The organism is Pelagibius sp. Alg239-R121, from assembly GCF_947331435.1.
Lineage (GTDB): Bacteria > Pseudomonadota > Alphaproteobacteria > Kiloniellales > Kiloniellaceae > Denitrobaculum.
This window is the reverse complement of record NZ_CAMZOF010000010.1, coordinates 49,899-67,996: the sequence shown is the minus strand read 5'-3', so window position 1 is coordinate 67,996 and position 18,098 is coordinate 49,899. Positions and strand designations below refer to the sequence as shown.

Sequence of the window (18,098 nt, the reverse complement as noted above, 5' to 3'; positions counted from 1 at the left end):
AGAGGAGACCTGAACAATGAGTCTGAAAATCGCGGGTAAATCTCGCCTGATAGCCGTGTCTCTATCTGGCTTTTTAATTTTTTCAACCAACGGTGATGCCCTTGCGGCAGGCCCGCCGCCTAATCCTCCCGAAGTGCAGAAAGCTTCTGACGTGGTTCGCACAGGCAAGGAACGCTTGGCCGGCAAAGCCACCGACGAACAGCGCGTCAATGATTGCAAGGTCGCGCCTGAGGCGCGTAGTGCAAAAAAGCGACCGATAGAATGTGATTCGGACGCGCGGCATCGCTGATTGACGAGCGAAGCGCCGGCGGCCTTGGTTGTATTGACAAAGTGGTGCGACCACGGAATGTTGCTTCCATGACGAGCACACCTTCCGATGAGCTTGACGTGGTTGAAGCCTGGAACGGCAACGCAAGCCGCTGGTCCAAGGACGTGCGTGCCGGTTACGATAAGTATCGTGCGTACTATACTCTTCCTGCATATTTGGAATTTATGCCTTCGATCCATGGTCGCCGAGTTATAGATCTTGGCTGTGGTGAAGGGTCGAACACACGCCGCTTTGCCAACCTCGGTGCACAGGTTACAGGAGTAGATCTTTCCGCGCTCATGATCTCTCTGGCACGAGTTGAAGAAGAGCGTGATCCTCTCGGCATTCGTTACGAGATTCAGTCCTTCTCTGACTTATCGATGTTTGCGGACGGAAGTTTCGACTGCGCCCTTTCGACAATGGCGCTGATGGACGGACCTGATTTTGCCGCCGCAATGCGAGCAGCCTATCGTGTGCTTGTGCCTGGCGGGACACTGTGCTTCAGCATTTTGCACCCTTGCATCATGACACCAGTTTTTAAATGGCTGCAGTCCGAGGATGGCGTTTACGAGGGTTACCGTGCCGGCCGTTACTTTGATGAAGAACCCTTTGTCGAGCGTTGGCATTTCAGCAAACGGCCTGACGGCGAACGGGTTGAGCAGTTTAAGGTGCCAAGGTTTCCGCGCACTTTATCCACCTACATCAATGCTGTCAGCGATGCCGGGTTCCGTATCACGGCACTGGATGAGCCGAGGCCAAGCGAGGCGGCGGCTCAAGACCACCCGTGGTTAGCTCGTTGGCGCGAACATGCGCCGCTGGTGCTTTTTGTCGAGGCCTCAAAAATATAGGAAGCCATATCGCCACTGATGTTACGACACAGCCGAAAGTGACTGAATCACGCTGCCGATTGATCCGGTGATCAAGGGGGCAAGCAACGTGAAGATGGCGCCGAGATGAGTCTGTAAATTTCCAAACAAGGCGGTGTCGCTCAGCCAGTCGGGGAGAGAGCTATCCGGCTGGCTCTTTCGCAGCTGCTTCGCGTAAGCCTTGCTGAGTGACCGCAACCGAAAGAGGTGCGGCGCGTAGGTGGCGATGAGCGTGAGCGTAAAGATCGCCCCCCAGAAGATCGTCAACTCGTCGGCATAGGCGTTGATGAGCTTCTCGCCTTCACCCTGATAGAGACGTGCCGGAAGGTGAAAGGCGATGGCCGCGGCAATGATCGTCGATACCAGAACGACGCTGAGAGATTGAAACCCGCGCTTCAATATGGCGATCTTCGCTTTCAGTTCCAGCTGGTTGAGTTTCGACGCCTCCTTATCGAAGTCAGCGAACAGACTCTCGGCCCCAGTGGCCGCGAAAATCGTGGCGGCGATGCCGAACAGGGTCGGCAGCATGACGTGAAACCCCAGCGAGTCCTGGAGCACGCCGAACAGCCGCGTACCTTCATACAGTTCCTTGATGTTCAAGAAGGTGATCTTGTAGACCGCAAGATCGGGATTTTTCGTCACGAGCAGGAGAACAGAAAGCAAAAGAGTATAGAGCACCGCGATTGTGATGAGATTGCGCCGTGTGGCGGCCGTGCAGGCCCAGATGTGATAGAGGTTAAAGGCGATAACGGTGATGCACATCAAGATGTGTACGCTGGAGGCGGTGGCATACCCGATGAAGCCACCGCTATAGCCCTCTGGTTTCAAATGAGATTTCCACCAGTCGCTGGGCATCGCCGCGCGAAGATCGTTGTCAGGAACGAAGAACTGAAGCGCGATCATCGCCATGATCAACGGAATGACCGTAACGAATATTCTCCACGGAAAATTCATGCAGATGCCCCCCCCAAAAGCCTGACCGCTTGTCATCGAACCAGTGGCAAGCGTGATTCTGTCTCACCTTCAATGCCTTCGAGGTGGTCCAGCTTCTCGACTGATGCCCCCTCTACCGACGCTGAAAGTGGCATGACGCGGCGATTCGGGCCAACCCCGACTTATAAAGGAACCGCGGGCTGTTGCCGGAATTGAGGATTACACGTCAGGGGCCGGTTCAAAGCTCATTGAGTAGTTTCGTCAGATCCAGTTTTGCCGCTGCGATCATCATGGCGTTTGCCAAAGGGGAGGGTGGATCGCGGTCGGAGGCGATCAGACCAACCGAATGGGACATGGCGGGAGCGGTGATGGGTATCGCCTTCAGGTCGTCACCCAGGCCGACCATGGTGCCGTAGGTCTGTGGTAGCACACAGGACCAATGCCCGAAACGGACATGCGAATAGAGGGCCGTTAATGAATTCGCTTCCACTTGAGGCGTTACCTCACAGCCAGCCTGCCGGAAGGCTTCATCGACGATGCGGCGGTTTTGCATATCCGGCGTCAGCAAACACAGCGGAATTTCAGCGACTTTCTGCCAACTGACAGAATCCTGTCCTGTAAGCGGACCCTGTGCCGAGGTTATCAGGACGTAGTGTTCCTGATAGAGCGGCAGGGTTTTGACGTGGCTCAGAGGCTCGTTGTCCACGTAGGTCATACCGATTTCGATTTCGAAGTTATGGAGCTGGCGTTCGATCTCTACAGAGGTACGTGACTGAACCGTGATCCTGACCCCTGGATGAGCTGCGCAAAAGGGAGACGTCAAAAGTGAGACCGCGGGCAATGCCGAAGGGATCACGCCCATGGTCAAGCTTCCGGTAAGACTGCCCTTGAGTTCGCTCAATTCCTGTTCCAAGGAATCGCAGTCGGCCAGAATACGCTTGGCCCAGTCCAGAACCCTTGTGCCCTCCGGGGTCAAGCCGATGTAACGCTTGTCGCGCTCGACGATCGGCACGCCGAGTTCTTCCTCCAACTGCCGAATACGCGATGATAATGTGGGTTGAGAGATGTTACAGCGCGCAGCGGCCCGCGCGAAGTGCTGCTCCTGGGAGAGAGCAACAAGAAACTGAAGTTGTCTGATATTCACCGCTGTCTCCACCGACAACTCATTGGGTCTTCAATTAAACGCCAGCGTGAAAACGCCCGTCGCGTTTTGCATAGAGGCACCGTTGGCCCAATCAGTAAATGCGTTTTGCGGAAAGCGGGCATCAATTTTCGGCGTGCCGGAGACTGGTTTTGGACTGCAAAACCGTTGGAACAGGCCAATCCAGAGTTTCGGGTAAGGGGCTTCCCTTTCGATTGATACTCGATCACCGTCATCAGTGTTTCTGTTCTTCGTACAAGGTGAGTTCGATTTTTTCTGTGTTTATCAACACTTTGCCGGCGTTTTCGAAGTTGACGGTTACGCGAGACCCGATCGCGGATTGTACCTGTCCCACTCCCCAGTCCGGCTGGTCGGGATGCAGGACGTAAACGCCGGGTACTAAATCGTATCTCATCGATATTTAGAGTGCGGCTCTTCTTGATTATCTCAATCAAGAGCGTGAATCGCTCTCTATCCTATTTAACTGGAGGCTGATTCACGTTTTTCTATGATTCAATGGGCAACGATCAGTCTCAAGAGTCAAAAAATCCAAGGGTTTTCAATCAGGAACTTAGTGTATAAGGAGCGTGAGTGAGGGGAAAGCCCGAAGGGCGATTCGTCCCTTTTGAGGGGCTATCCGGTCAAGGGCGTCGCGCGGGAGGAAGCTTCCTGTGGCGCGGTCCGACTTGGGGTGTGGCAAAGACGGTAAGCTGGGCCGTTGCTGCAATAAAGATGTTCGAGGTGCATTCGGCGTTGATCGAAGAAAAATATAGAGTGGAAGCGTACTTATGACGTCGCATATCGATTTCCGGGTGGTTGAGCTTCTTTCCTCCCGGCTCTGTCATGATCTGGTGGGACCGATCGGGGCCGTTGGAAACGGACTGGAGCTGTTGGAAGACGACACCTTCGACATGGCGGAAGACGCCATGAAGCTGGCCAATGCCAGTGCCCAGCAGGCCGCGAATGCTTTGCAGTTCTACCGTCTGGCCTATGGTGTGGCCGGCAGCCGGATCGGTTCTGATTTCGGTACTCTGCGAAGCCTGGCAACGGGCTTTGTAACTCATTCCAAGGCCGAGTTGGATTGGCCGGACAGCCCAGCGCCCGAAGAGGGACCGGAAGATCTCGGCAAGCTTATCCTGAACATGATTGCCCTGGCTGCAGAGGCTTTGCCACGCGGCGGGCACCTAACCGTCGATGTGATCGCCAGACCTGACGGGGTGACCCTTTCGGTTCTTGCAGCCGGAGAGAACGCCGGATTGAGACCGGAAGCGGAGATTGCTCTTAATCCGGACGTGGCCATCGAGGACCTGACCGCACGGAATGTCCAGGGCTACTTCACCAGATTCCTTTCCCGCCGGATGGGCAGCGATCTCGCCGTCGAAGCATCCATTCCGGGGCGGGTCCGTTTCCTGGTGGAATTCTGACCGCTGTTTTCAACGCTCTTAGGGGCGCGGTCTTTGACCGTTCCGAGCGGGGCGCGGCAGGTTCTGAGATACTGCAGACCATCGGTTTCGAATCACGCTGCGAATAATGTGAGTCGCGCCTCGCTAAATCTGATGCAATGACAGGCCCCAAGCGGCCGAGGTATCCCAGCCTGACCCAGGGTGAGGCTGCTTACTTATTTTTCTTTCTCAAAATCCTCTGGCGGGACCAGCCCAAGGCCCGTGGAACGCTGCTGCGTGCTCCGGCCTTCCAGCGTACAAATTGGCTTGCGAAAGCCTCGCAGTTGCATCATAGTCGCGATTGCAAGTGATTTGCATTTTCTCTTTGCAATGCCGGAACCAGAGCTGCTGACAGGACGGAAGTGGCGCTGCAGAGACGGCAAGGGGGCAATTCATTTTTTGCAGATTCAGATCGACACACAGGAGACCGTGTAATGAGAACGATTTTCCGCAGCTTGGGCGCAGGTGTGGCCGGATTGGCCCTGGCGGTCACGGCAGCTGCGGCCGGCGCAGAAGAGGTCAACCTCTATTCTTCGCGCCACTATTCCACCGACGAAGCTCTCTATGAGAACTTTACCAAGGCAACCGGCATCAAGGTCAACCGTATCGAAGGCAAGGGTGATGCCCTGATCGAGCGGATCAAGAGCGAAGGTGCCAACAGCCCGGCTGATATTCTTTTGACCGTCGATGTGGCCCGCCTCTGGCGTGCCGACCAGGCAGAGCTTTTTCAGGCCGTTTCGTCTGCTTCCCTCGAAAAGCGCGTGCCGGAAAACCTGCGGCACCCGGACGGCCATTGGTTCGGTTTTTCGACCCGCGCACGTTTGATCTACTACGATAAAGCCAAGATCTCAGCCGGCGAAATCACCTCCTACGAAGATTTGGCCGACCCCAAGTGGCAAGGCAAAGTCTGCATTCGCAAGAGCTCCAATGTTTACAATCAGTCCTTGTTGGGCTCCATGATTGCCGCGCACGGCGAGGCGGCCGCCGAAGACTGGGCCAAAGGTGTCGTTGCCAACTTCGCACGTGATCCGGTCAAGGGTGACACCAACCAGCTGCGCGGGATCGGTTCGGGCGAATGCGAAATCGCCGTCGCCAACTCCTACTACTTCGTGCGCCTGCTGACCAAGCCGAAGGACAAGGACAAAGGCCTTGCGGACAAGATTGGCGTTGTCTTCCCGAACCAAGGTGACCGCGGAACCCACGTCAATGTGTCCGGCGCCGGCGTACTAAAGAACGCACCCAACCGGGAAGCAGCCATCAAGTTCCTGGAGTACCTCGCCAGCGACGAAGCGCAGAAGTACTTCTCGGACGGCAACAACGAGTACCCCGTGGTTGCGGAAGTCGCACCGACTTCAGCACTGGCTGGCCTGGGAGACTTCAAGTCAGATCCGGTCAATGTCGCCGTCTTTGGCGATAATCAGCCGCTTGCGCAGAAGATCTTTGATCGCGCCGGTTGGAAGTAACGCCAAGCCTGTTTTAACCGACTGAATGGAAGCTGAGAGGTTTCCGCGAAAACCCCGCCTGACCGGCGGGGTTTTTTCTTTGTGTGACAGCTGCCGCCAAGCTTTCCAGGAAGGTTTGGCGCAAAAGGTTCTCGAGAAACCACAGGAAAATCACAGATTGCAATATAAATTAAAAAACTACTATAAGTTTTGGAGGCTATCATGCGGAATTTCCATCAAGCCATTTCGTTTGCGAGTCCATGCCGCCCTCGTGCCAGAACCTGTCTGCGCACCGGCGTGTCCGGACTCTCCACCTACGCCGCTCTTGCCCTGTCTCTCATTCTGACCGCGGCCTTTGTCTCCGTCGCGCAGGCGAATGACGTTGCCAAGGAGCTCCGCGGCTATCGAAATCTTGAAGTGAAGCTTGATGACGATGCGGCTGACTGTGACCTGGACGCGCGCGACAAGGAAATCCGGGCGCACGCGGTCTCGGCGATGGAGAAACTGCAGCTGGATGAACGGCCCGATGCGCTCGTGGATGCGTCTCTGATCGTCAGCAATATCGCCTTTGGCCTGCTGGACGTCGAATGCGCCCTGCATGTTGAGCTGTCCTTCCATACTTCGATTCCGGCGCAAAACATCACCGGAGTCGACACCGAAACCCGCGCCATGCTCGATCGATTGGGGGCTTTGCCGGTGACAGTGTGGGACCGGAGTGCCTTCGGCGTGGCGTCACGCACGGGCTTGAACAGTGAGGAAGCCTTTGAGAAGTCCTATCTGCGCGTGGTCGAACTGACCGACCTTCTTGTCGACCTGCTCCGGGAACAGCGCCAATAAACCGTTGGGTCTGGAGTCCTCGCCCGTTAGCTGCCACCCGTTAGCTTCCTGGCCGCGACCTGGCAATGGCGCGTGTCAGAAGGATGAGCGGTGGAATGCTGACGATCACGATCGACAATGACGGGATTGAGGCTTCGGTCAGGCGTTCGTCCGATGCCAGATTGTGGGCCTGAATGGCGAGGGTGTCGAAATTGAAGGGGCGCATGACCAGGGTCGCCGGCAGCTCCTTCATTACATCAACGAAGACCACCAGTCCTGCGGTCAGCAGACTGCCCCACATCAAGGGCATGTGGACTCTGCAGAGAGTTCCGAACGCACTTTGACCCAGGGTACGGGCGGCGTCGTCCATTGTCGGCCTGATCTTGCCCAGGCTCGCTTCGACGGTATTCAACGAGATCGCCATGAAACGCACGAGATAAGCAAAGACCAGGGCGGCGATGCTGCCGGTCAGAATGAGGCCGGTCGAAATTCCGAAGGTAGCTTCCATCCAGGCATCGACGGCGTTGTCCAGCCGGGCGAAGGGGATAAGGACTCCGACCGCGATCACCGTTCCGGGCACTGCATAGCCCATCGACGCGATCCGGGCGGCGATTTTGGATAGACTGGTTGGTTTCAGGCGTACGGCGTAAGCCATCACAAGGGCCACAGCGACGGCGATAATGGCTGTCACCGCGGCAAGGGTGAAGCTGTTAAAGACCAGGTCCAGGAACCTCGGGGCGATCAGGCCGATGTCGCTTTCGATGGCCATCAGCACCAGCAGAACGCAGGGCAGCAGGAAACCCAGAGTCAAAGGCAGGCCGCACGCCATGAACGCGAAGAAGCCGCGGGCACCTGTCAGGTCATAGCGCGGCAGGTTTTGATAACGGTTGGTGGTGTGATGGTACTGCGCAATCCCCCGGTTGGCCCGTTCGATCAGCAGGATGGCGAAGACGAACACAAGCAAGACCGAAGAGAGCTGACCCGCGGCAATCCGGTCCCCGAAATCGATCCAGGCGCGTACGATGCCGGTGGTGAAGGTCGGAACGCCGAAAAACGATACGGTGCCGAAGTCGGCAAGGGTTTCCATCAATGCCAGCGCGGTTCCTGCGGCGATGGACGGGCGTGCGAGGGGCAGGGCGACACGCATGAAACTGCTTCTGGGCGTGCAGCCCAAGGTGCGGCTGACCTCGAGCGCGCAGATCGATTGTTCCAGAAACGCTGCCCGCGCCAACATATAGACGTAAGGATAAAGCACCAGCGAGAGCATTGTGACCGCGCCGCCCAGCGACCTGACTTCCGGGAACCAGTATTCGCGAAACGACAGATCCCAGGTGTCCCGGATCCATTGTTGCAGTGCGCCGCTCGGCTGCAGAAAATCGGTGTAGGTGTAGGCCATGACATAGCCTGGGACCGCGAGCGGCAGAATCAGCGCCCATTCGAAGACGCGCCAGCCTGGAAACCTGCACATCGTCACAAGCCAGGCCGTGGTCGTGCCGATGACGGGAACGCAGATACCGACCCCGAAAATGAGCAATGTGGTGTTCAGGGCGTAGCCGGGGAGAACCGTTTCCACGAGATGCTGCCAGGTGCCGGTCCCACTGGAAAAGACACTGGCAACAACGCTGATCACCGGGATGGTCAGCAGGCTGGCGATCACGAGCGTGAGCCAGGTAAAAGGGCCCTGTTCGCGGGAAATGCGAATCAGCTGTCCAAGTTTTGAGCGCGCGGGAGAGCTTGCAAAGTCCCGTTGTGTGCTGTCGGTCACGAAGTTCTCATCTGGCGCCAGGTTTCACCCGGGATGTTAAGCCGCAGGGCTTGATTGACAATTCGCCATCAAGCCCACACTGCAACAGAAGAACTGCTTATAGCTGACAACGCGAAGCGTTCGCAAACAAAGCTTTGATCAAGTGGAAGTGTTCGGTCCGGATCGGGGCCTGCCGCAGGGGACGGTTTCCTGTCTTATCATGCACAGCAGACCTTATGCGCCCAGTTCATCTTCTCGCCTGTTAGTTGGACACAACAATCAAAGGGAGAATTATCGCCCGATTTACAAATACTTACCTACCCAGGGTAAGGCTTTTGATGGGGTAAGGGCTTATTAAGTTCTGTTTGGCACTCTAATGCCTGAAGCGGAGGCTTGGTTAACACCTGTGGTGCCTGCCGTTCAGAGTTAATACACTATTATGGGGCAGCGGTCATGGACGACCTGTTGAGTGAATTTCTGACCGAGACCAACGAAGGGCTCGCGACTTTGGATCTCGAGATTGTAAAGCTCGAACAGAATCCAAACGACGAAGTATTGTTGGGAAATATCTTCCGGCTTATGCACACGATCAAGGGAACCTGCGGGTTTCTTGGATTGCCGCGATTGGAATCGGTCGCGCATGCCGGTGAAAATATTCTCAGTAAGGTTCGCGACGGTGAACTGGTCGTAACCGGCCCCATTGTTTCATTGATTTTGGAATGCCTTGATCAGATCCGCGAAATTCTGAACACGCTCGAGGCAACGGAAGTCGAGCCTGAAGGCGACGACAGCGAGTTGATCGGGCGTCTGAACGAGGCGGCCGAAGGTAAGCTGGGCGATGCGGCTCCTGCTGCTGCGGCGCCGGCTCCCGAAGCGGACGCACCCGCAGCAGACGAGGAGCCCGAGGAAGAGTTCGTTCCCACTCTGGCGTCCGATATGGTGCCTGCCGGCGAGCCGGAAGCTGAGCCTGCCGCCGAGCCTGAAGTCGCCGCCACCGACACTGCAGAACCTGCCGCTGAAGCCGCTGCCGAACCGGTTGCTGAAGCCCCAGCAGCTCCCGAGCCTGAAGCAGCGCCTGCACCAGCTGCCGCACCTGCAGCCAAGAAACCGGCTGCAGCTCAGGAAGTTGCGAAGGAATCTTCGGTTGCAAACCAGTCCATCCGAGTCAACGTCGACCTGCTTGAAAACCTGATGACGATGGTTTCGGAGCTGGTCCTTACCCGGAACCAGACCCTGCAGATCCTGCGAGGTCAGAAGGACAGTGAATTCGCCGCCCCTCTACAAAGACTGAATCATGTGGTTTCCGAGCTGCAGGAAGGGGTCATGAAGACCCGTATGCAGCCAATCGGTAATGCCTGGGCCAAGCTGCCTCGTATCATTCGCGATCTGTCGCTTGAACTCGACAAGAAAATCGACCTGGTCATGAAGGGCGCCGAGACTGAACTCGACCGCCAGGTTCTCGAACTCATCAAGGACCCGTTGACTCACATGGTTCGGAACTCTGCCGACCATGGCCTCGAAATGCCTAACGACCGGATCAAGGTTGGTAAGCCCGAAACCGGTAAAGTGCTGCTGAACGCCTATCATGAAGGTGGCCATATCATCATCGAAATCGTCGATGACGGCCGCGGCCTTGCGAGCTCCAAGATCAAAGAAAAGGTTCTCAGCAACGGACTTGCTACTGAGGCCGAGCTGGAATCCATGAGCGAGCAGCAGATCCAGCAGTTTATCTTCAAGGCCGGTTTCTCGACCGCCGCTGCCGTGACGTCAGTTTCTGGCCGTGGTGTCGGTATGGATGTCGTGCGGACAAACATCGAAAAGATCGGCGGTACGGTCGAACTCAACTCAGTCGAAGGCAAGGGCACGACCTTTACTATTAAGATCCCGCTGACCCTGGCGATCGTTTCCGCATTGATTGTGGCCTGCGGCCGCGAGCGTTTTGCTATTCCGCAGCTTTCCGTAGTTGAGCTGGTCCGGGCCTCAGGAAATTCGGAGCATTCGATCGAACGGATCAACGACACTCCGGTCCTGCGCCTCCGCAATCGTCTTTTACCGCTCGTCAATCTGCGCGAACTTTTGCGCCTGCCCCCCTTGGAAGCAGAGGTTGAAGAGGGAGAAGGCGACGGTGAAGACAACACGACTGCATCCAGCGGAGCGATCAAAAACGACAACTTCATCGTTGTTGCGCAGGTCGGCACCTATAGCTTCGGCATTATCGTCGATCGCGTGTTCGACACCGAGGAAATCGTTGTAAAGCCGGTCGCACCGATCCTGCGAAACATCCAGCTTTTCTCAGGCAACACAATTCTTGGAGACGGGGCCGTTGTTATGATCCTTGATCCCAATGGCATTGCCGCCGCAACCGGTGAGATTACCGTTTCGGGCAACGCTGCTGAAGGCGCTGCAGAACGTCATGTCGGCCACAACGACGAGACGGTCGCCATGCTGGTCTTCCGCGCCGCGGACGCTGCTCCCAAGGCGGTGCCTCTCGGCCTTGTTGCGCGGCTTGAGGAAATCGACCTTGCGAGCGTAGAAAATTCCGGCGGACAGCGCGTCGTACAGTATCGCGGTGCTTTGATGCCGCTGGTGCAGATGGACGGTGCCGAAGAGCTGAAAACCGAGGGCCGCCAGCCTGTTCTGGTCTTCAACGACCGGGATCGGACGATGGGCCTCGTTGTCGATGAGATTGTCGATATTGTCGAAGATCGGATGAACATCGAGCTGGGCACCGAGAAAGAGGGCTGCATCGGCAGTGCCATCATCGACGACAAGGCAACTGACATCATCGATGCCAGCTTCTACCTGCAGCAGGCCTTCTCCGATTGGTTTGCCGGTGGTGACCGCGTTGACGGCGATACGGTCGCGGGCAGCTCAAAAGTCCTCGTCGTCGACGATAGTCCTTTCTTCCGCAACCTCCTGGCGCCGTTGCTTTCGGTCGCCGGCTACGAGGTCACCACGGTCGAGAGCGCTGCAGACGCCCTGGAGCTTTGCGACGCCGGGAAGCAGTTCGACGTGATTGTGTCGGATATCGAGATGCCTGGTATGAGCGGCTTCGAATTTGCCGAAGCCGTCAAAGGCAACAACGGCCGTTGGTCGAATGTTCCGATGGTCGCTCTGTCGTCCTTTGCTTCTCCCAACGACATGGCGCGGGGCCGCGAGGTGGGTTTCTCAGACTATGTGTCTAAGAACGACCGTGACGCGCTGCTTCACACCCTTCAAGACACCCTAGCCGAAGTAAGAGGTGCCGCATGAGCGACCAAATGGAAAATTCCACGTCAGGTTCTGGGGGCCAGACCGACGAGTACATCACTTTCGTCATTGCGGGACAGTTGTTCGGCGTACCTGTGCTGAAGGTTCAGGATGTCCTCAGCCCGCAGCGGATTACGCCAATTCCATTGGCACCGCCAGAGATTGCTGGTTCGCTCAATCTGCGTGGCCGCATCGTTACGGCTATCGATGTCCGGCTTCGTCTTGGCTTGAGCGGCCGCGACGAAGGAGACGAGGGGATGAGCATCGTCGTTGAACATGACAGTGAGCTTTACAGTCTGATGGTCGACTCGGTTGGTGAAGTGCTGCAGCTCAAGACCAGCAATTTCGAAAGAAATCCTCCGACACTCGATCAAAAGTTTCGCGAGTATTCAGACGGCATTTACCGTTTGGACGATAAACTCTTGGTGGTGCTCGACGTGACTCGTCTTCTTGACTATGGCCGCGAAGCGGCTGCGTAAGATCAGAGTGACGTGAGCAACAAGAGTAAGAATTGTTTGCGTTTCATGAGTTTATAACTCGATCCGGAGTTTCAATATGAAGTCCTGCCTGATCGTCGACGACTCTAAGGTCGTTCGAATGGTGGCCCGAAAAATTCTCGAGGGTCTCAATTTTGCAATCGATGAAGCCGAAGATGGCCAGAAAGCCATCGAGGCATGTGAAAAAAGCATGCCGGACGCTGTTCTGCTCGATTGGAATATGCCGGTTAAAAGCGGCATTGAGTTCCTCGTCGACCTTCGCGCAATGAAGGATGTCGAGCAGCCGGTTGTTGTCTTTTGTACGACAGAAAACGATATGTCGCACATTCAAAAGGCGATTCAAGCCGGTGCCAACGAGTACATTATGAAGCCGTTTGATAGTGAGATTATCGAATCAAAATTCACCCAGGTGGGTTTGATTTGATCATGGCGGTTGGGCAAGATTCAGCCGACGCGTCGACGGGTCCCTACAGGGTAATGATAGTCGATGATTCGGCCGTCATTCGTGGGCTCCTGACGCGTGCGTTGGAGTCGGACCCAGAAATATCAATCGTTGCTTCTGTTCAGAACGGCAAGATCGCGTTGTCGACATTGGAACGTCAAAAGGTTGACGTGGTTGTTCTCGACATCGAAATGCCTGTTATGGACGGCATGACCGCGTTGCCGCTGATTATCAAAGCCAATCCAGGCGTCAAGGTAATCATGGCTTCGACCCTGACGTTGAAGAACGCCGAAATCTCGATGCAGGCCTTGCAGGCCGGTGCGGCGGATTACATTCCCAAGCCGACTTCGACTGGCGCGATTTCTACCGCCGGCGATTTCAAACGGGAACTGACGGAAAAGGTCAAGGCGCTCGGTCTTGCAGCGCGTGGCCGTTCGCCGGTTGCGGCATCGGCGGCAGCGCCCGCGGCTAGGGCGTCGACAGGTAATGTCGTCGCCAAGCCCGCAGCGGCGAAGAAGCCGATTGCATTACGGGCGATGCCGACAACGGTTCCGGATATTATCGCGATTGGCAGTTCGACCGGTGGCCCGCAGGCGCTTTTCGAAGTGATCAAGAGTATTGCTGGACAAGTCACGCAGCCGATCCTGATAACCCAACATATGCCAGCGACCTTTACCAAGCTGCTGGCCGAACATATTTCTCGTGTAAGCGGAATGACTTGCAGCGAAGCGACGGACGGCGAAGCGATTGTGGGAGGGCAGGTCTACGTTGCGCCCGGTGATTTCCACATGGTGCTCGAAGACAGTGGCGGCAAGAAAATCATTCGTCTGACACAGGAACCACCAGAAAACTTCTGCCGGCCTTCGGTTGATCCGATGCTCAGAAGTTTGAGTGAAATTTATGGACCCAGGCTTCTCGTTCTTATTTTGACGGGGATGGGGTCTGATGGACAACGAGGCTCTGAAGTAGTGACTGCGGCTGGTGGCGCAGTGATTGCTCAGGACGAAGCAACAAGTGTTGTTTGGGGGATGCCTGGCGCGGTTGCCAGCAACGGTCTTTGCTCCGCGGTGCTGCCGCTTAAAGAGATTGGTCCCCAGTTGCTCAAGCTTGTTATGAGGTCGGCGGCATGAACGTGAACGATTTCGAACTCATCTCTCAACTCCTGAAAAAACGGTCGGGGTTGGTACTGTCGGAAGACAAAGCTTATCTGCTTGAAAGCCGGTTGAACCCGGTTGCGCGCAAGTGGGGCTTGAGTGGATTCGATGAGCTGGCGCAACAGGTGCGGAAATCCAACGACGAGAAGCTTCTGGTCGATATCACCGAAGCCATGACGACCAATGAGTCGTTCTTCTTTCGGGATCAAAAGCCGTTCGATCAGTTCCGGGATGTCGTACTCCCTTATTTGCTCGAGCACCGTGCGACGAAAAAGTCGCTTCGGATCTGGTGCGCTGCCGCGTCGAGCGGTCAGGAACCTTACACTCTTGCGATGCTGCTCAAGGAGGCTCAGGCCAAACTTTCGGGTTGGCGTGTCGAGATTGTGGGAACCGATATTTCCCAGGAGATTCTCGATAAGGCGAAGGAAGGGGTTTACTCCCAGTTTGAGGTGCAGCGCGGCCTGCCAATCAATCTGCTGGTCAAGTACTTCACCCAAATGGAAGACCGTTGGCAGATCAGCGATGACATCCGCAAGATGGTCACCTTCAAGAAATTCAATCTGCTCGAAAGCATGGCGGGCATGGGGCAGTTCGACGTGATCTTCTGCCGCAACGTGCTGATCTATTTCGACCAGCCCACAAAATCGCAGGTTCTCGATCAGATGGCCGGTCTTTTGGCGAACGACGGATTTCTTTATCTCGGTGGCGCCGAAACGGTTCTGGGGATATCCGATCGCTTCCTGCTGATTCCGGGCCAGCGTGGTATTTATGGCCTCGCGAATGAACAGCATGCAGTCAAGGCTGCCGGCTGATCTCATCTGTCATCGGGTGCCGGTCTTATCCAGACCCTAGCGCCGTTCTTGTTGTCATGGGCTCCAGTTTCTGGGGCCCTGACTCTTTTCCCCCATCAATTTCATCCCGTATGATTGGAACATGCTCTAGGCGGATCGGTCACCCGCAGAGGTGCTGACGCGCGTTTCCCTTTAATTCAACAGGAACGATCATTGAACCTGAAGGAGTTCGCGACCACGAGGACCGACGACAACGACATGGAAACGGCTGCGATAAGTGGAGTGACGTAGCCACCGATTGCAAAGGGAATGGCCAGTGCGTTGTAGATCACGGCGAGCCAGAAATTTTGCTTGATCAGTGTGACTGCCCGCTTCGCGATCGCAATGGCTTGCGGCACTGCAAGCAGGCTTTGTCTGGTAAATACCAGATCTGCGCCGTCGCGCCCCGCATCCGCTGCCGTTGCCGGAACAATCGATACATTCGCTGCTGCAAGGGCCGGTGCGTCGTTCAGTCCGTCACCCACCATCAGAACCCGATGGCCGTTCTCCCGGTTTTGCTCAATTTGTTCGAGCTTTTCGATGGGTAGAAGTTCCGCGGAAAAACACTCGATCGAAAGGTCGTCAGCCAATTTTTCGACGACCGCCTTCCTGTCACCGGAAAGAACTCGAACCTGTAACTGTTGGCCGGCCAGATGCCTGACTGTTTGTTCGCAATCAGCCCTCAGCCGGTCAGAAAACGTAAAGGCGGCAAGCAACTGCCCATTTTTACCGAGCACGGACAGAGACTTTGATGAGCTTATCGGCAGTGCTGCTCCCTGATCCGACAGCGCCCAATCTGGGCGGCCGAGGCGATAGAGTGTACTGCCGGATCTGGCTTCCAATCCCAGGCCCGCATGTTCTTCAACAGAATCAAACCCAGGCGAGTCTGGCTCGGAAGCAGCGAGTTCGTTCGATATGGCCTTCGCGAAGGGATGAATTGAATGGCGGGCGATCGACGCCGCAACCGGTAGCCCGGAAGAATCGTGGACCTGGGTGTCGACCAGCGACGGCCTCCCGCGTGTCAAGGTTCCTGTTTTGTCGAAAAACACGGAGTCTACGCCGGCAAGGCGCTCCAATGCGGATCCGTTCTTGACCAAAATACCTCGTTTGAAAAGGCGCTGTCCCGCAGCGACCTGTACCATGGGAACGGCGAGGCCAAGCGCGCAGGGGCAGGTGATGATGAGGACCGCGATCGCAATGGTGAGCGAACTGTGCAGATCCCCCGAAGCGAAATACCAACCAATGAAGGCCAGTAGGGCCAAGGTGTGAACCACCGGCGAATAATAGGCTGTCGCGCGCTCGGCAAGGCTGCGGAAACGGGCCCTTGCGTTTTCTGCGGTCAGCATTGACGCGATCATCTCGGAAACGAAGGACCCTTCGGCGTCTTTCGTGCTTCTGATCTTCAAGTCCCCGGTCAGGTTCAACGCCCCCGCCTGGAGGTCGGCCCCAGGGGCTACGGTGGCGGGCTCGCTTTCACCTGTGACGAGGGAACGATCGATCTCCGACCTGCCTGACAGAACAATTCCATCGAGCGGAATGCGTTCGCCAGCGGCGACCAAAATTGTTGTCCCTGGCGCGATCGTCTCGAGTGGACGGTAGGATCGAATTTCATTGGGCCCGATGACTGTCGCGCCTCGGGGCATCAGCTTGATCAGGCCGGAAACCGCTGAGCGGGCTTTACGGCGCATGGCGTGATCCAACGTGCGGCCAATCAAAAGAAAGAACAGCAGCGAGGTCGCGGCGTCAAAATAGGCGTGGGGCGCGTCTTGCCGGGTGTCGTAAAGGCTCAAACCGATGGCAAGAATCACGCCGACGGAAATCGGCACGTCCATGTTGCTTCGTCCGTGCCGCAGCGCCGACCAGGCAGAAGCAAAGAATATGCGGCCCGCATAGGCAACGGCCGGTACGGCGATGATTGCGGACAACCAGTGAAACGCCTGCCGTGTGCTTCCTTCGGCTCCCGACCAGATCGAGACTGAGAGTAGCATGATGTTCATGGCGGCGAAGCCCGAGACCGCGAGAGCCCGGATCAGGCGTTTGAATTCCGGATCCTCCTCGACGGTTTCTGGCGAAAAGAGATGTGCGTCGTAACCAAGCCTGTTCAGGGCAGCGATCAGATCCGGTTTTGCGTTATCTGCGGGGCGCCACTGGACCGCCACGCGCTTCAACGAGAAATTCACCCGGGCGGAAGCCACACCTGGCATCGCAGCGAACATCTTCTCGATGGAGGCGATACATCCGGCACAGTGAATCCCAGGCACGGAAAGGTCGGTTTGGCGCAGACCTTCACCAAGATCCCGGCTGACCAGAAATTGATCTTCCGCAGCGCTGATTGCGTTAGTTTCCGGTTTGGAAAACTGTGTCTCACAACACGTCATGTCTGTGCTGCCCCGGCCATCGGTTTCTCAGGAAACGAGTTAACGGATCGCTTTGTAAGCGTGCCAGGTTGCGTGCCCCAGGAGGGGAAAGACCACGATGAGACCAATCATCGCCGTTGCGAGACCCAGTAGTGTAAGGCCAAGCACAAGGCAGCCCCAGGCGATCATCACCGGCAGGTTGTTCCAGACCAAGGAAATGCTGGTACCCATCGCGGTAAAGGCGTCGGTCTTCTCATCGAGCAACATGGGGATCGAGAAGGTGCTGATTGCAAAGGAAAAGGCCGCGAACAGGGCGCCGATACAACTGCCGACAAACAACATCGCCCATCCCGTCCAGGTCAGGAACAGGGTCGGAATAAATTCATCGATACCGGCAAAGGGATGCAGGCCGAAAAACAAGGCATAGATGATGACGGCGGCGCGCATCCAGAGCAGAACCAGTCCACAGAGGATTACGCCTGTGAACAGGACTTGCGCGCCCGACAGGGGTTTGACGAAAACCATCTCGGAGAGGGCGACCGTTTGACGGGCTTCGAGCAGCCGGCTTTTCTGATAGAGCCCAAGTGCCAATAATGGACCGACGACGATGAAGCCGGCCATCGCCGGGAGCAACAGATAGTCCATGGCCAGGAAAAACAATCCGGCGATCGTGAGGACAGACAGCATAAATACACCGCAGCCATAGATGATACTGACACCTGGCTGCTCGACAAGGTCGGCCCAACCGCTGCGCAGCCAAAGCATGGCATCGGCAGGTGCGAGGCCCTTATCCCGATCGTGTTTCAGCAGGGGGGCCGGTTGTTCTGTCAGATCGGTACCTGGCATATCAAGGATCCTCTCGACGGCGACGGATTGAA

The 18,098-nt window shown here is 56.4% G+C and carries 16 protein-coding genes; 10 read left to right on the top strand and 6 right to left on the bottom strand.

The annotated features are described in order from the left end of the window. Positions 1-16: 16 nt before the first annotated feature. Complete coding sequence (locus QMZ18_RS28400; protein ID WP_282609776.1) at positions 17-289, top strand: hypothetical protein; 273 nt, start codon at positions 17-19, stop codon at positions 287-289. A 98-nt stretch (positions 290-387) separates the two neighbouring features. Next, positions 388-1,155, top strand: a complete 768-nt coding sequence (locus tag QMZ18_RS28395) for a class I SAM-dependent methyltransferase (protein WP_282609775.1) — start codon at positions 388-390, stop codon at positions 1,153-1,155. Positions 1,156-1,176: 21 nt separating this feature from the next. Here QMZ18_RS28395 and QMZ18_RS28390 read toward each other — a convergent pair whose 3' ends face one another. The 3 genes from QMZ18_RS28390 to QMZ18_RS28380 all read right to left on the bottom strand — a co-directional run bounded on the left by QMZ18_RS28390 (position 1,177) and on the right by QMZ18_RS28380 (position 3,662). Further along, positions 1,177-2,127: a hypothetical protein gene (locus tag QMZ18_RS28390; protein WP_282609774.1), complete on the bottom strand. Its 951-nt coding sequence runs from the start codon at positions 2,125-2,127 to the stop codon at positions 1,177-1,179. Positions 2,128-2,344: 217 nt separating this feature from the next. After that, a complete protein-coding gene (locus QMZ18_RS28385; protein WP_282609773.1) occupies positions 2,345-3,250 on the bottom strand; it encodes a LysR family transcriptional regulator in 906 nt (301 codons plus the stop codon). 232 nt (positions 3,251-3,482) lie between these two features. Further along, positions 3,483-3,662 (bottom strand): DUF3553 domain-containing protein, encoded by a 180-nt coding sequence (locus tag QMZ18_RS28380; RefSeq protein WP_282609772.1) that lies wholly within the window; start codon positions 3,660-3,662, stop codon positions 3,483-3,485. 373 nt (positions 3,663-4,035) lie between these two features. Between QMZ18_RS28380 and QMZ18_RS28375 the strand changes: the two genes are divergently transcribed. The 3 genes from QMZ18_RS28375 (at position 4,036) to QMZ18_RS28365 (ending at position 6,968) form a co-directional block, all read left to right on the top strand. After that, complete coding sequence (locus QMZ18_RS28375; RefSeq protein WP_282609771.1) at positions 4,036-4,671, top strand: histidine phosphotransferase family protein; 636 nt, start codon at positions 4,036-4,038, stop codon at positions 4,669-4,671. 452 nt (positions 4,672-5,123) lie between these two features. Continuing rightward, positions 5,124-6,152, top strand: coding sequence for a Fe(3+) ABC transporter substrate-binding protein (locus tag QMZ18_RS28370; RefSeq protein ID WP_282609770.1), 1,029 nt, complete (start codon positions 5,124-5,126; stop codon positions 6,150-6,152). A gap of 201 nt (positions 6,153-6,353) precedes the next feature. Continuing rightward, positions 6,354-6,968 (top strand): hypothetical protein, encoded by a 615-nt coding sequence (locus QMZ18_RS28365; protein ID WP_282609769.1) that lies wholly within the window; start codon positions 6,354-6,356, stop codon positions 6,966-6,968. Positions 6,969-7,008: 40 nt separating this feature from the next. Here the strand turns inward: QMZ18_RS28365 and QMZ18_RS28360 are convergent, their stop codons facing one another. Further along, entirely contained in the window at positions 7,009-8,712 is a 1,704-nt protein-coding gene (locus tag QMZ18_RS28360; RefSeq protein WP_282609768.1) for an iron ABC transporter permease, read from the bottom strand. 432 nt (positions 8,713-9,144) lie between these two features. Between QMZ18_RS28360 and QMZ18_RS28355 the strand changes: the two genes are divergently transcribed. From QMZ18_RS28355 to QMZ18_RS28335, 5 genes are all read left to right on the top strand, one after another. Next, the gene (locus QMZ18_RS28355) at positions 9,145-11,943 is read left to right on the top strand and encodes a chemotaxis protein CheW (RefSeq protein ID WP_282609767.1); all 2,799 of its coding nucleotides are present in this window, start codon (positions 9,145-9,147) and stop codon (positions 11,941-11,943) included. After that, positions 11,940-12,419, top strand: coding sequence for a chemotaxis protein CheW (locus tag QMZ18_RS28350; protein ID WP_282609766.1), 480 nt, complete (start codon positions 11,940-11,942; stop codon positions 12,417-12,419). The genes QMZ18_RS28355 and QMZ18_RS28350 overlap by 4 nt, the downstream gene beginning before the upstream one ends. 76 nt (positions 12,420-12,495) lie before the next feature. Beyond that, positions 12,496-12,861, top strand: a complete 366-nt coding sequence (locus QMZ18_RS28345) for a PleD family two-component system response regulator (protein WP_282609765.1) — start codon at positions 12,496-12,498, stop codon at positions 12,859-12,861. A gap of 2 nt (positions 12,862-12,863) precedes the next feature. After that, positions 12,864-14,009, top strand: coding sequence for a chemotaxis response regulator protein-glutamate methylesterase (locus tag QMZ18_RS28340; protein ID WP_322097368.1), 1,146 nt, complete (start codon positions 12,864-12,866; stop codon positions 14,007-14,009). Then, positions 14,006-14,845, top strand: coding sequence for a protein-glutamate O-methyltransferase CheR (locus QMZ18_RS28335; RefSeq protein WP_282609763.1), 840 nt, complete (start codon positions 14,006-14,008; stop codon positions 14,843-14,845). Before QMZ18_RS28340 ends, QMZ18_RS28335 begins: the two co-directional genes overlap by 4 nt. 176 nt (positions 14,846-15,021) lie before the next feature. On the opposite strand, the gene QMZ18_RS28330 is transcribed toward QMZ18_RS28335, so the two are convergent. Together QMZ18_RS28330 and QMZ18_RS28325 are read right to left on the bottom strand one after the other, a co-directional pair. Further along, positions 15,022-17,241 carry a heavy metal translocating P-type ATPase gene (locus QMZ18_RS28330; protein WP_282609762.1) on the bottom strand — a complete coding sequence of 740 codons (2,220 nt, stop codon included), beginning with the start codon at positions 17,239-17,241 and terminating at the stop codon, positions 15,022-15,024. A gap of 39 nt (positions 17,242-17,280) precedes the next feature. After that, entirely contained in the window at positions 17,281-18,066 is a 786-nt protein-coding gene (locus QMZ18_RS28325) for a DUF2189 domain-containing protein (protein ID WP_282609761.1), read from the bottom strand. Positions 18,067-18,098 lie beyond the last annotated feature (32 nt).

Bases quoted from the DNA above. Each gene is read 5' to 3' on its own strand.
- QMZ18_RS28400 (WP_282609776.1), top strand. From the start codon at position 17: ATGAGTCTGAAAATCGCGGGTAAATCTCGCCTGATAGCCGTGTCTCTA.
- QMZ18_RS28390 (WP_282609774.1), bottom strand. From the start codon at position 2,127: ATGAATTTTCCGTGGAGAATATTCGTTACGGTCATTCCGTTGATCATG.
- QMZ18_RS28380 (WP_282609772.1), bottom strand. From the start codon at position 3,662: ATGAGATACGATTTAGTACCCGGCGTTTACGTCCTGCATCCCGACCAG.
- QMZ18_RS28375 (WP_282609771.1), top strand. From the start codon at position 4,036: ATGACGTCGCATATCGATTTCCGGGTGGTTGAGCTTCTTTCCTCCCGG.
- QMZ18_RS28370 (WP_282609770.1), top strand. From the start codon at position 5,124: ATGAGAACGATTTTCCGCAGCTTGGGCGCAGGTGTGGCCGGATTGGCC.
- QMZ18_RS28365 (WP_282609769.1), top strand. From the start codon at position 6,354: ATGCGGAATTTCCATCAAGCCATTTCGTTTGCGAGTCCATGCCGCCCT.
- QMZ18_RS28355 (WP_282609767.1), top strand. From the start codon at position 9,145: ATGGACGACCTGTTGAGTGAATTTCTGACCGAGACCAACGAAGGGCTC.
- QMZ18_RS28350 (WP_282609766.1), top strand. From the start codon at position 11,940: ATGAGCGACCAAATGGAAAATTCCACGTCAGGTTCTGGGGGCCAGACC.
- QMZ18_RS28345 (WP_282609765.1), top strand. From the start codon at position 12,496: ATGAAGTCCTGCCTGATCGTCGACGACTCTAAGGTCGTTCGAATGGTG.
- QMZ18_RS28340 (WP_322097368.1), top strand. From the start codon at position 12,864: ATGGCGGTTGGGCAAGATTCAGCCGACGCGTCGACGGGTCCCTACAGG.
- QMZ18_RS28335 (WP_282609763.1), top strand. From the start codon at position 14,006: ATGAACGTGAACGATTTCGAACTCATCTCTCAACTCCTGAAAAAACGG.
- QMZ18_RS28330 (WP_282609762.1), bottom strand. From the start codon at position 17,241: ATGACGTGTTGTGAGACACAGTTTTCCAAACCGGAAACTAACGCAATC.
- QMZ18_RS28325 (WP_282609761.1), bottom strand. From the start codon at position 18,066: ATGCCAGGTACCGATCTGACAGAACAACCGGCCCCCCTGCTGAAACAC.